The 13661-nt window shown below is 53.6% G+C and carries 10 protein-coding genes; 5 read left to right on the top strand and 5 right to left on the bottom strand.

What is annotated here, in order from left to right; translation table 11 throughout:
• Positions 1-21: 21 nt before the first annotated feature.
• On the top strand, positions 22-2793 hold the full coding sequence (locus OQ371_RS13935) for a DUF1553 domain-containing protein (RefSeq protein WP_265988598.1): 2772 nt from the start codon (positions 22-24) through the stop codon (positions 2791-2793).
• A 20-nt stretch (positions 2794-2813) separates the two neighbouring features.
• Here OQ371_RS13935 and OQ371_RS13930 read toward each other — a convergent pair whose 3' ends face one another.
• The 4 genes from OQ371_RS13930 to rhaT all read right to left on the bottom strand — a co-directional run bounded on the left by OQ371_RS13930 (position 2814) and on the right by rhaT (position 6554).
• A complete protein-coding gene (locus OQ371_RS13930; protein ID WP_265988596.1) occupies positions 2814-4067 on the bottom strand; it encodes an alkaline phosphatase family protein in 1254 nt (417 codons plus the stop codon).
• Between the two features lie 5 nt (positions 4068-4072).
• Positions 4073-4951 carry a metallophosphoesterase family protein gene (locus tag OQ371_RS13925; protein ID WP_265988595.1) on the bottom strand — a complete coding sequence of 293 codons (879 nt, stop codon included), beginning with the start codon at positions 4949-4951 and terminating at the stop codon, positions 4073-4075.
• Between the two features lie 169 nt (positions 4952-5120).
• Positions 5121-5375: a CBU_0592 family membrane protein gene (locus OQ371_RS13920; RefSeq protein WP_265988594.1), complete on the bottom strand. Its 255-nt coding sequence runs from the start codon at positions 5373-5375 to the stop codon at positions 5121-5123.
• Between the two features lie 141 nt (positions 5376-5516).
• Positions 5517-6554 (bottom strand): L-rhamnose/proton symporter RhaT, encoded by a 1038-nt coding sequence (rhaT, locus tag OQ371_RS13915; RefSeq protein ID WP_265988592.1) that lies wholly within the window; start codon positions 6552-6554, stop codon positions 5517-5519.
• 390 nt (positions 6555-6944) lie between these two features.
• On the opposite strand from rhaT, the gene OQ371_RS13910 reads away from it, so the two are divergent.
• The 4 genes from OQ371_RS13910 (at position 6945) to OQ371_RS13895 (ending at position 11637) form a co-directional block, all read left to right on the top strand.
• Positions 6945-7655, top strand: coding sequence for an SDR family NAD(P)-dependent oxidoreductase (locus OQ371_RS13910; RefSeq protein ID WP_265988590.1), 711 nt, complete (start codon positions 6945-6947; stop codon positions 7653-7655).
• A 143-nt stretch (positions 7656-7798) separates the two neighbouring features.
• A complete protein-coding gene (locus OQ371_RS13905; RefSeq protein WP_265988589.1) occupies positions 7799-10696 on the top strand; it encodes a M16 family metallopeptidase in 2898 nt (965 codons plus the stop codon).
• A 257-nt stretch (positions 10697-10953) separates the two neighbouring features.
• Positions 10954-11085 carry a hypothetical protein gene (locus tag OQ371_RS13900; RefSeq protein ID WP_265988588.1) on the top strand — a complete coding sequence of 44 codons (132 nt, stop codon included), beginning with the start codon at positions 10954-10956 and terminating at the stop codon, positions 11083-11085.
• Between the two features lie 72 nt (positions 11086-11157).
• Positions 11158-11637, top strand: coding sequence for a YdeI/OmpD-associated family protein (locus OQ371_RS13895; protein WP_265988586.1), 480 nt, complete (start codon positions 11158-11160; stop codon positions 11635-11637).
• A gap of 59 nt (positions 11638-11696) precedes the next feature.
• Here OQ371_RS13895 and OQ371_RS13890 read toward each other — a convergent pair whose 3' ends face one another.
• The gene (locus OQ371_RS13890; RefSeq protein WP_265988585.1) at positions 11697-13259 is read right to left on the bottom strand and encodes an Rne/Rng family ribonuclease; all 1563 of its coding nucleotides are present in this window, start codon (positions 13257-13259) and stop codon (positions 11697-11699) included.
• Positions 13260-13661 lie beyond the last annotated feature (402 nt).

The raw sequence follows: 13661 nt of genomic DNA, 5'->3' as shown, positions 1-13661 counted from the left end.
ATAAAACCGTTCCGGAATCCCATGCGTTACAAACTCCATCTGGTGGGCGCCCTCCTGGCCGTGGTGGTCTTATCCTCCTTTTTGTGGGTGGGGCTGTTTGAGGACAAAGTCGATTTTAACACGCAGATCAAACCGCTGCTCAACAAGCATTGCATTGCCTGCCACGGCGGGGTCAAAAAGGCCGCCAACTTCAGCCTGCTCTTTAAACACGAAGCCCTGGCGCCGGCCAAATCCGGCAAACACGCCATCGTGCCCGGCGATGCCGACGCCAGTGAGTTTATCCGCCGGTTGACACTCACCGACCCCGAAGAACGGATGCCGCTGGACGCACCCGCGCTCAAACCGGAAGAAGTCGAGCTACTGAAAAACTGGATCGATCAGGGGGCCGAATGGGGGGACCACTGGGCCTATCAACCCGTTGAAAAACCGGATGTACCGCAGCTTGGTACGTTCTGGGAACGGCTGGGGCTGGTCGAAAGCGACGAGTTGACGTGGGCGAAAAACGAAATTGATCATTTCATTCTGGATAAACTCAAAGCAGAAAACCTGAAACCGTCGCCCGAAGCCGACAAGGCCACACTGCTGCGCCGGTTATCCCTCGACCTGACGGGGTTGCCACCCACGGAACAGGACGTTGCAGGTTTTCAGCGGGACACCTCAGTTAATGCTTACGAGAAAGCTGTGGATCGTTTGCTGGCTTCACCGGCTTACGGCGAACGCTGGGCGGGTATGTGGATGGACCTGGCCCGCTACGCCGACACCAAAGGTTACGAAGCGGACCTATCGCGCAGCATGTGGCGCTACCGCGACTGGCTGATCAACGCCTTCAACGAAGACAAACCGTTTGACCAGTTCACCATTGAGCAACTGGCGGGTGATCTGCTGACTACTCCCAACGGCGGACCACCAACCGACGATCAGCTGGTGGCTACGGGTTTTCACCGCAACACGATGACCAACGACGAGGGCGGAACGCAGGACGAGGAGTTTCGGGTGTCCGCCGTCATCGACCGGGTGAATACGACCTGGGATGTGTGGCAGGGAACCACCTTTTCGTGCGTACAGTGCCACAGCCACCCCTACGATCCGTTTGTGCACGAGGATTATTACAAGTACCTGGCTTTTTTTAACAACACCCGCGACGAAGATGTGCCCAGCGATACGCCCACACTGCGGTTTTACAAAGGCAACGATTCGCTGAAGGTGAAGGAATTGCAACAGTGGCTCACTAGTCAGTCGGTCCCGCGCCCGACGGTTCGGGAGACGATGCGGCTGGTTCGGGTGGTGGAGCCGAAAATCAATTCGCACAGCTTTGATCAATACGTCAAAGCCTCGCTGATGGGGGCCATGTATACGGCCATCCAGCACGGCGGTTCGGCCCGGATCAAAAACATGGAATTGACGGGCAAAAACCGGTTGCTGATTGCCTGGGGCACCAAAGCCGAAAAAGCCGTGATGTCCGTTCGTCGGGATAGCGCCAACGGACCCGTCTTGCTGACGCAGCCGGTCGCTAGAACCGGCAGCCCGTGGAAAGATACCACCCTGATTTTTGCGCTGCCGGAAGTTTCGGGGCGGCACCACCTGTACCTGACGCTCGACAGTCCGGCGATGCCCCTCGAATGGGTGATGGTCAAATGGGTGGCGCTGCAACCCGCCCTGCCCGGTCAGCCCGCCCACGCGCTCGGACCGATGGACCAGAAGCTGGGCGAAATCCTGAACGCCAAAGCCGAGGTCGTGCCGATTATGTACGAAGGAACCGGCGATCTGGCCCGGAAAACCCACGTCTTTGAACGCGGCAACTGGTTGGTCAAAGGCAAGCCGGTCCGGCCCGATGTGCCCCAATCACTGCCCTCGCTGCCCCCAAATGTACCGCAAAACCGCCTGGGATTGGCGCAGTGGATGGTTAGCCCCCATCACCCGCTCACCGCCCGCGTAGCCGTCAACCGCTTCTGGGAGCAGTTATTCGGCAGCGGTATTGTCGAAACCGTCGAGGATTTTGGTACACAGGGCATCCCGCCGACACACCGCGAATTGTTGGACTGGCTGGCCGTTGAGTTTAGCCAAACCGACCGCTGGAGCATCAAGAAGTTACTCAAAAAGATGGTGTTATCGGCGACCTACCGGCAGCAATCGGCGGCTTCGCCCGAATTGGTAGCCAAAGACCCGTTCAACAAACTGCTGGCGCGCGGGCCGCGGGTGCGGCTGTCGGCCGAGCAGGTGCGCGATCAGGCACTGGCCACGGCGGGATTGCTGAGTCCGAAGGTGGGCGGTCCGAGCGTGATGCCCGCGCAACCGGACGGCATCTGGCAGTCGCCCTACAGCGGGGAAAGCTGGAAACTCAGTTCGGGTGAGGAACGTTACCGACGAGCGTTGTACACCTACTGGAAGCGCACGGCCCCCTACCCGTCCATGATTACCTTCGACAGCCCCAGCCGGGAGTTTTGCCAGTTACGGAGGTTGCGGACCAACACGCCCCTGCAGGCGCTGGTGACGCTCAACGACCCGGTGTACGTGGAAGCGGCTCAGCGACTGGCGGAAACCATGAAATTGCGCGGTAAAACGCCCGAACAACAGTTGCGGGCGGGCTACCGGCTGGTGTTGCAACAGGAAATACACCCCAGGAAACTGACGGTTCTGAACCGGCTTTATCAGAACACGGTGGCGCATTACCGGCAACATCCACAGGAAGCCGTGCAGCTTCTGGCCTGTACGGAAGCGACGCCGGAGCTGGCGGCCCTGACCGTTGCAGCCAACACCCTGCTGAATCTGGACGAGGTAGTGACGAAGGAATAAACCGGCGGTAATCGAGCGGTCTACTCCACAATCCAGCGGTTCAGGTTGTTATAACGACCTTCCAGTACAATTTTGTAAAAACCGGTCGGCAGTTTTGAGACGTCGAGCAGGGCTTTTTCGGCTTTAACGGGCAGTTCGTCCATCAACAGGTACAGATCGCGACCACCTTCCTCAAAATGATTGGTGGTCGAAAGCCAGATTTTGACGGTGCCTTCCGGGTCGGCGGCCTGCCAGGTCAGCGCAATTTTTCCGGCTTCTTTCTTGGCCGTCGGGTCGGTCATCGACAATTTGCCCGTCAACGGAATACCGTCAACTTCGAACGCCTGTTCTTTGGGAATGGAAACGTTCAGGTGCCGGGCCATCGTCGGCATGATGTCCACCACGCCCGGAACCTCCGTTCCGGAAACGGCTTTCTTAAAATACGGGTTCAGGTCTTTGGCGTTGGTCACGATCCAGGTGTTCCGCTCCCGGTCCGACTGCCCACCGTGACCTTTGCCGTTTTCAGGGCTCCGACCGTGGTCGGTTGTGATAAACACCTGCCAGTCTTCACCGTACATTTTCTGCCGCTCCTTGACGGCTTTCCATAACCGGCCCATCTGATCGTCCATTATCCGGATGGCGCGGTGAAATTGTTCGCTATCGCCGTATTTGTGCCCCATGTCGTCCGTATATTCCAGGTACACCCACGACAGATCCGGCCCTTCCCGCCGGATGTAAGCCGCGGCTTCATCGACCACTTTTTCGTCAATTTTGTGGATGTATTCCACCTGTTTGTCGTGCGGAAAATGAATGGTGTCTAGTTCAAAGCCGTCGAAGGAATAATCCAGCCGCAGGTGATCCGTGGCCGCCAGCCCTTCGCCCACCAGTTTGGTCCGGTTGTCGAGCCAGGTCGAGAACAGGGCGGTTCTCTTCTGCGGGTATTGTTCTTTGAAAAACCGGAAGATCGTCCAGTAGTGGTAATTCGGGGCCTTGATGCTGTTGTCCCAAACGTTGTGTTTGTTCACCCACGTACCCGTCAGCAGGCTGTTGTAGCCCACTGCCGAAATGGTTGGCGTCTGCGAATAAGTCCCTTTCTGCCCACCGACGTACGCCCGGGCGTACCCTCCTTCTTTGGCAATTGCGTCCAGATTCGGCTTGGCAATTTTCTCGATTACATCCGACGAAATACCGTCGACAATGACGAAAAGGGCCTTTTTCTTATCGGTCTGCCCCCAACTCATCTGAGCGACTAGGAAACTGGCAACAAACAGCCATACGGTTTTGGAAGAAAACATCGGGATTAGTAGAAATGTGGGTAATAGGTGTTCGTCACGGTGCCGTCCGCGAATAACTCCAGAATCGCGTAACCGGGCGGAGTTTCCTGGTAATAATACGGCCCGGCGGATTCGGCGTCGCCTTTTTCCCACCAGAAACCGCTCACGGCCCCGTTGCAATAATACTGAACGCCGTTGTAAACCGCCTGATCGAGCAGATGCTGGTGACCACTCAGGCAGACTTTCACCTTGTCTTTGTGTTGGTAAAAAAGCGCTTTTAACGCCTTGAAATCCGAATGACCACCGCCCGCCAGCAGGGGCGTTACGCCCAGTATCGGGTAGTGCGACATAAGCAGCACCGGCGTATTGGGCGCCAGCTGGGCCAGATCGTTTCTGAGCCAGTCGAACTGCTCGGCATCCAGCGAGACGTTGGGATTATTGCCGTCAAGAACAACAAAATGCCAGCCCTTGCGGGAAAAACTGTAATACCGACCGGGAATGTTCAGGCGCTTCACCACGTAGTTTTTTCCGTACATTGCATCGTCTTTCGACGGGGCTGCCCACCACGGATCGTGGTTTCCGATGCAACTGTAGACATCGTACGACGCCCGGACGGGTTTCATGCAGTCGTCCCAGATGGCCCACTGCGCCAGCATCTGTTCGCGGGTCACGTCCTTGTAGTCAGCCGCGTGGATGGAGTCGCCCCCGTTCAGGAAAAAATCCACCTTCCGTTTCCGGATATCTCCGAGGACCTTGGTGAACCGTTCCGGTGCCCGGTCGCCCGCACGGATGTGTACGTCGGTCATGTGCGCAACCGTCAGAACGGGCCGGTTGCGGACGGTTGGGGTTTCCGATGCGGTCAGGGCGGCCACACCGGCACTTTTTATCCAATTTCGTCGGTTCATACGGTAGTTACTGCCAGCCAAAAACCGGTCCGGCGGGCGTTGGTCAGCTTTCTGCGGTTTATGAAGTTTCCTGTTGCCCGGATTGAGTGACTTCGACTACCCGGGAACATCGGATTACGGCCCGAAACTTGAAGCGTATAAAAGTCGGGCGCTGCAGCTTCTGCAACGGTCAAAAGCTTTGCCGGGGCCGGTAGATGCGGTAGGTGGCCCAAAGCCCGATCAGCAACCAGGCCACATTGACCACAATACTCTGCCGGTCGTGGGTGTGTAGTGAATTGATAATTAACCCGATGGCTCCAGCTACGTTCAGAAAATGGTAGGCCAGTGTATCGGCGCGCAGGATTCGCAGGGCAAGCAGTAGGTAGGCCGCCAGGTAAGACAGTACCCCCAGCCATCCAGCCAGTTCAATCCAGTAAAACATCATGATAAAACAGGACGGTCGTTGAGAAACGGCTTGAAGATACTCATTTCATCCCGACCGCCGTAGCATTGATCCCATCTTTTCACCAGGTGGCCAATTAACCGCACGCAGGCATCATCCGAGCATACCCAATCCCTACTTTTCTTACTCCGCCAGGTAATTACCAATTCCGACAACAACCGTGGAAAACACCACCGTCGCGATGCCAATGGTGATTGTACGCATGGTCGGGCGGTTGGCACCCCGCCACTCGTGCAGGTACAGCCCCCAGAAGCTGCTGAAAGCGATGATAAAGGCCATGTGCAGCGTCCAGCCCGAGAAACGGTATTCACCCATTTTGCTGTCGCCCATGCCGTAAAAGAAGAATTGCAGATACCAGGTGATGCCAGCCAGGGCGCAGAAGACAATATTCCGCACCGCCGGAGCCGAAACGTTGCGGTAATCACCGTAGGTTTTATTTTTGATGTTCAGGTAAATACACCACAGGGCGTTGGTAGTCAGACCGCCCAGCAGAATGTAAACATAAGGGGCACAATTCATAAAAAGCGGGTCGGCACCGTTCTGCACGGCCAGTTCGGCAATGGGTTGTCCGGCCGTTACGCCGAACGAAAAACAGGCACTCATGACGCCTGAGAATATAGCAACCAGTACCCCCTTTTTGAGGTCGAACTCAGCAACGGCTTCCTTCTTTTTCTCCTCCGTTACCGATTTTTCCTTCATCATCCCGGCAATGCCGCAAATGGCGATTCCCAACACGCAGATGGCCAGACCCAGCACAATCACCTGTCCCGAGGTAGTCCGCATCAGGTCGCCGAACTGCCCCAGCCAGATGGGCGGTACCAGCGTTCCGAATACCGCACAAAGCCCCATGACTACCGCCATGCCGAGCGACAGGCCGAGATACCGCATGGTGAGCCCGAACGTTAGCCCCCCAAATCCCCAGAGTACTCCCCAGAAGTAAGACCACCATTTGGTTTCGGTTGGGGCGGCCGCCAGTACCTCAAACAAGTTCGGTACGGTAACCAGGGCAAAAATCAGGGGCGCCAGCACCCAGGAGAAAACCCCCCCGACGAGCCAATAGCTTTCCCAGGCCCAGCCCTCGACTTTTTTGTATGGCAAATAGAAACTGCCGGAAGCGAACCCTCCGATTGCGTGCAGAACAACACCCCAAATTACAGCCATTGGTTACGGAATAAAAACGTTTGCGGGTAGGTACAATAGTCTAATTTTAACAAAATAGTGTAGTTTGCTGAGAAATACTTTCCTGCTCTCTCCTGAACCTTAAAGCGGTAGAAGAGCTGTTTCTAACGATTTTGCCACCTAACTATTTTAAAAGAGCAGGAGAGCACGGTATAGTTGGATCAAACTAATTTAATAGTATTGTCCTGTAGAATACTATTTCATCATAGGTTAGTAGGATAGGCCTGTTAGATTTCTAATGGGCTTATTTTGTTTTATCCAGACTGCAATACCGTCTCTTTTCAGTCAGCTCCCGTTATCGCCCTTTCGTCTCACTCCTCCTTTTGTTTAACTTTAATTAAACACCACCGACTTTTACAGGTTTCTCTTTGTATGAGAACATTCGATGGAAAAAATATCCTGATTGTGGGTGCTTCGTCGGGCATCGGTCAGGCAACGGCCCAGTTGATTCAAGCTGAGGGGGCAAATTTGTTTACCCTGGGCCGCCGACAGCCGGAAGGAATTCAATCCATACACATCACCTGGGACGCCAGCACAGCGACCGAACCGGACAAAAGCCAGTTGCCCGCAACGCTGCACGGTCTGGTCTATGCGCCCGGTACCATCCGGCTGGCCCCTTTTGGCCGCTTGACGCTCGAAAACTTTCGGGACGACTTTTCCGTAAACGTCCTGGGTGCCATCGCTTTGTTGAAGGCCGCCGTACCGTCCCTCATTCAAAGCAAATCGGCCAGCGTTGTGCTGTTCAGCACGGTGGCGGCCCAGTTGGGTTTCGGGCTTCATTCGTCCATCAGCGTTTCCAAGTCAGCCGTTGAAGGGTTAACCAAGTCGCTGGCAGCCGAGTACGCGCCTTATGGCATCCGGTTCAACGCCGTGGCGCCTTCGCTGACCAACACCCCACTGGCGAGTTCCGCCGGGCTGGTAGCCCCCGACCGAATCCAGGCCGCCGGCAAACGTCATCCCCTGGGCCGCATCGGCTCCCCGGAAGACATTGCCCGGATGGTTACCTTTCTGTTGTCGGACGAAAGCAACTGGGTGACAGGCCAGATCCTGGGCGTCGATGGTGGACTAAGCACCCTCAAGTAAATAACTGTCCTTTGTGGAAATTTACGCACTGGCTCAATCCGTTGTCGGGTCATCTGACCGCACTTTATCCCCGTTGATTTGTTCGTTGCGCCTTTTAAACGTGGTCATATTTTGGTTAATTTGTATAGTTCATCAGCTATACAATGAAAAAAATACGCTATTGCCTGGGGTTCCTGGGCCTGATGGTTGCCCACCTGGCTTTTTCGCAAACCAAACTCGTTGAAACCGTAACCCGTAAGGACGGCGAACTGATTATTCCGTACCAGAAGTACATCCTGCCCAACGGTCTGACGCTCGTTATCCACGAAGATCACTCGGACCCGATTGTGCACGTCGATGTGACCTACCACGTTGGCTCAGCCCGGGAGGAAATTGGCAAATCCGGCTTTGCCCACTTTTTTGAGCACATGATGTTCCAGGGGTCCGACCACGTGGCTGACGATGAACACTTTAAGATCGTCACCGAAGCCGGCGGAACGCTGAACGGAACTACAAACGCCGACCGCACGAACTACTTCGAAACCGTACCCAGCAACCAACTGGAACGGGCGCTGTGGCTCGAAGCCGACCGCATGGGTTTTCTGCTAGATGCCGTTACCCAGAAAAAATTTGAAATTCAACGCGCCACCGTCAAAAACGAGCGCGGTCAGAACTACGACAACCGCCCGTACGGTCTGGTGTACGAATACACCGCCAAAAACCTTTACCCGTACGGCCACCCCTACTCCTGGCTCACGATTGGGTACATTGAAGACCTGAACCGGGTGAACGTCAATGACCTGAAAAACTTTTTTCTGCGCTGGTACGGCCCCAACAACGCGGTTTTGACCGTGGGTGGGGACGTCAATCCCAAGCAGGTTGTGCAACTGGTGGAGAAATACTTCGGCAGTATTCAGAAAGGGCCGGAAGTCACCAAAACCAAGGTACCAGCCGCCGTGATTGATAAAGACCGGTACGTTTCTTACGAAGACAACGTTCGTTTTCCGATGCTGCGGATGGTGTACCCAACGGTACCGCGTTTCCACCCCGACGAAGCTCCGCTGGATGCGCTGGCGCAGATTCTGGGGGGCGGCAAAAGCTCGCTGTTCTACAAAAATCTGGTTAAAACCGAGAAAGCCGTGCAGGCTAATGTCGGCCATCCGGCCCAGGAACTGGCGGGCGAAATCACCTTTACCGTCCTTCCCTTCCCGAACATGCGGCTGGACAGCACCGAAACGATTATTCGCAACACGCTGGCCGAGTTTGAAAAACGGGGCGTCACCGACGACGATCTGGCGCAATTCAAAGCCACCCGCGAGGCCGAAATCATCAATTATTTGTCGAGTGTAGCCGGTAAGGTTTCCCAACTGGCTTCCTTCCAGACGTTTACCGGCTCACCCAACTACCTGCCGAAAGAGATGAAACGGTATCAGGATGTTACAAAAGCGGACATCATGCGGGTTTACAACCAGTACATCAAGGATAAGAAAGCCGTTATTCTGACGGTATATCCCAAAGATCAGAAAGAAATTGTAGCCCATCCGGACAATTACTCCATTGACACAACCGGTTACAAATCGCCCGACTACGGCTATACCGGCCTGAAGTATGCCAAGGCCAAAGACTCGTTTGACCGCAGCAAAAAACCGGCATCCGGCCCCAACCCGGCCGTTAAAGTGCCCCCGTTCTGGACCGATAAACTGCCGAATGGGTTGAAAGTGATCGGAACCAAAAACGACGAAGTGCCCGAAGTGACGCTGGTGTTTTCCGTCAAAGGCGGTCATACGCTGTCGGCCAGCGATCCATCCAAAGCGGGCATTGCCCAGCTTACGGCGTCTTTGATGAACGAAGCCACGCAGAATTTCAGCAACGAAGAGATCAATGCAAAACTCGAAAAACTCGGTAGCAGCATTCAGATTTACGCCAGCACCGAAGAAATTCAGGTGTCGGTGTCGTCGCTGACCAAAAACCTCGACGCAACGCTGGCGCTGGTGGAAGAGAAACTGTTCCGCCCCAAGTTTGCCCAGGCCGATTTCGATCGTCTGAAAAAACAGCAACTCGAACTGATTGCCAGCCAGAGCACGCAGCCGGTTGTCATTGCCAACAAAGCGTACAACAAACTGCTGTACGGCAACGACAACATCCGCGCCATTCCAACCAGCGGAACCGCTAAAACCGTTGAAAGCATCACGCTGGATGATGTTAAAGCGTTTTACGGGAAAAACTTCTCCCCTTCTGTCACGAACCTGGTTGTGGTGGGCAATGTCGACAAAGCTGCGATTTTGCCGAAGCTCGATTTCCTGAAAAAATGGGAAGCCAAACCCGTCACCCTGCCCAAACCGGCAATGGCTAAAAAGGTTGATAAAACCCGGATCTATCTGATCGACAAAGACAAAGCCGCCCAGTCGGAAATTCGGATTGGCTACCTGACGGATCTGCCGTTTGATGCCACGGGCGACTATTACAAAACGGGGCTGGCCAACTACATTCTGGGCGGAGCTTTCAACAGCCGCATCAACATGAACCTGCGTGAAGACAAAGGCTGGACGTACGGCGCCCGCTCGGCGTTCGGCAGCACCAAGACACCCGGACCGTTCACGGCCCAGGCCGGTGTCAAAGCCGCGGCCACGGATAGCTCGGTGGTTGAGTTCATGAAAGAAATTACCAACTACGGCAAGAACGGGATTACCGAGTCCGAACTGGCGTTCCTGAAAAGCTCAGTGGGTCAACGGGATGCCCTGCGGTACGAAACCTCGTTCCAGAAAGCGCTTTTCCTGAATCAGATCATTGATTATGATCTGCCGGGCAACTTCGTGGAGCAGCAAAGCCAGATTCTGAAAAACATCACGAAGAAAGACATCGACGCGATTGCTAAAAAACGCCTGCCCATCAACAACATGATCATCACCGTTGTTGGTAACAAATCGGCCATCAAGCCGGGATTGCAAAAACTGGGTTACGAGGTTGTCGAACTCGACAAAGAAGGCAACCCGGCCGTAGCGGAAGGAACCGCGACGCCAGCCGCTCTGGGCGGTGCCTCGTCGACGAAACAAAATCGATGACATTCGCTCGCATTGAGTTTTTCATAAAGAAAGCCGCTGACGAGCGGCTTTCTTTTTTGTGCCAGTGCCAAAAAGAGAGTGATCATGTGCTTTCTATGCACCGTCGGTATGCACAACTTATAAATAGATTCACTAATCGAATCTATGAAAACGCACCTTAACACCGTATTATTCGTAAGCAGGAGTGCCGAATCGAGTTTAAATGGCCAGATTTTCCGAAGGAAATCGGTGGTAGTAACGGTATTTCGCCCGCCATCGTGGCGGATGCGTTATTGCCGGAGCTGAAAAGTGACACGTACGAAATCTACGTTGGTAACACCGCCAATCTGTCCAAACTTTTTCTGTCCTCAGCCGCCGAAGCGTTGCTGGCGATCAACGACCGGCGCTGAAAGAAGCCGGTTCTTGTCTTTCTGTCAGCAGTTTATCCATATCTTTAGCGGTTGAACAACCTTTGCATTGCGATGGAAAAACCGCTGGTCGATGGCCCGTATCGGCTCGAAAAATTCCAGGGAAAAGGGGGCTGGACCTACGCAGCCCTGCCGGAGGTAAAGCCCGATAAAAAGTCGTACTTCAATTGGGTAAAAGTAAAAGGCCAGATTGATGATTATGAGCTGGTCCATTGCCAGTTGATGCCGATGGGGAACGGACGGCTTTTCCTGGCGGTGAAGGCTGAAATCCGGAAACAGATTGGGAAACAGGCAGGCGATTGGGTGCATATCACGCTGTATCCGGAACAGGCTCCGGTCGATACGCAGCAGGATTTACTGCTGTGTCTGGAAGATGAACCCGCGGCCCATAAAGTCTTTCTGGAGTTTACTTCCGATGAGCAGAAAGCGTACATCGACTGGATTGATTCGGCGAAAACCGAGGAGGCCAAAATTGAACGCCTGGCCGAAACCGTCAACCGTTTGGTGAAAAAGAGAAAGTTGTCCGATGGATAAATCAAAAGCCACCCGAAAAGGTGGCTTTTGACATTCTGGTTTCGAAGTCTGGCCAGCGATTAACCCGCCGTTACTTCGATTTCCTCGCCCTGTTTGTTGTAGAACTTGAATTCATTGATGCCAAACGAGCTGTCTTTTATCAACGTAACCCACGTCTTATATTTCATAAACCACTGCATCTGCTTCGACCACCAGCCTGCGGTATAATAGGCAAAGAGGTACGGATGCAGCATAATTTGGACACCGCGCTCGTTCTGGCGGGTCAGAATATATTCCACGTTCTGCTCAATAACGTCGGTAATCAGGATACTAGCCTGGATGGTACCGGTTCCGCCACAGGTCGGGCAAACCTCTTTGGTAACAATGTTGATTTCCGGACGAACCCGCTGCCGGGTAATTTGCATCAGTCCAAACTTGGTCAGCGGCAGGATGGTAAACTTCGAGCGGTCGGCTTTCATTTCCTCCCGCATCACGTCGAAAATCATTTTCTTGTTGTCGGGCTTCTTCATGTCGATAAAATCGACGACGATGATTCCGCCCATGTCGCGCAGCCGGAGCTGGCGGGCAATTTCTTTGGCAGCTTCCCTGTTAACGCTTACAGCCGTAGCTTCCTGATCTTCCTCAGAATTCGATTTGTTACCGCTGTTGACGTCGATGACGTGGAGAGCCTCCGTGTGTTCAATGATCAGATAACCGCCACCGGGTAGGCTCACTGACCGGCCGAATAGCGATTTAATCTGTTTTTCCAGCCCGAATTGTTCGAAAACCTTCGTCTTGTTGTTGTTGAATAACTTAACGATCTTTTCTTTTTCGGGGGCAATTGTGTGAATGTACGTTTTAATTTCATCATACATCTCCCGGGTGTCGACGGTAATGCTGTCGAATGATTCGTTCAGCATGTCGCGGAGAATGGATGAAGCCCGGTTCATCTCGCCAATTATCCGGTCGCGGGGTTTGGCGTCGCGCAGGGCCGCAATTCCTTTTTCCCATTTTTCGAGGGAATTGGTCAGATCGCGGTCCAGTTCTTCAACGTCTTTACCCTGTGCAACGGTCCGGACAATTACGCCAAAATTTTGCGGTTTAATCGACGACATCAGGCGCATCAGGCGCGTGCGTTCGGCTTTATCCGTAATTTTTTTGGACATATTGACCGTATTGGCAAAGGGTACCAACACCAGATACCGCCCCGCAATGGAGATATCGCAGGATAAGCGCGGTCCTTTGGTCGAGATGGGTTCTTTGACAACCTGCACCAGAATGGGTGCATTCTTGTTCAATACCTTGTCAATCTTCCCGAGTTTGTCAATTTCGGGTTCCAGCTTGAAATTGTTCAGCTTGCCGGTATTGACCCGTTTGGCGATGACATCTTTGGTAAATTTGTTAAGCGAATTAATGTTGGAGCCCAAGTCCAGATAATGCAGAAACGCATCTTTTTCGTAACCAATGTCGACAAATGCGGCATTGAGGCCCGTCACTAACTTCTTAACTGTACCTAAATAGATATCGCCGACGGTAAAGCTGCTGTCCGACTCTTCAACGTGATATTCCAGCAGTCTTTTGTCTTGCAAAAGTGCTATCCGATCACCTTTCTGAGTCGAACTAATTACTAATTCGTTACTCACAAGATGAATGTGCGGTTAAGAGGCCCGAGATAAAGAAAAAGGCCGGGCAATCGGTTCGTTGGCAATCAGGCAATTGCCCGCTGCACAAGCGAATAAGTCCTCCGATTGGCCGGCCTGTATGGTAGAATCCACCCGCAGGTGGCCTACCTTATTTTTTCTTATGGCGATTCTTTCTCAGGCGCTTCTTCCGCTTGTGGGTAGCAATTTTGTGGCGTTTTCTTTTCTTTCCGCAAGGCATAATGGTAAGTATGTTAAATGGTTTTAAAAATGACTGATCGCTTCCCTGTTAGACGGCTGGAGGCTGTTTGCCCGGTGGAACGACTTAACGGTCTTTTCAACCCTCACGCCTTTCCACCATTGGATCACATAACCCCGGTAGCCATTCAAATCAGCAAGCCATTC

Source organism: Larkinella insperata (assembly GCF_026248825.1).
Classification (GTDB): domain Bacteria; phylum Bacteroidota; class Bacteroidia; order Cytophagales; family Spirosomataceae; genus Larkinella; species Larkinella insperata.
Note: the sequence above shows the minus strand (reverse complement) of the source record. Positions and strands in the feature narration are given on the sequence as shown.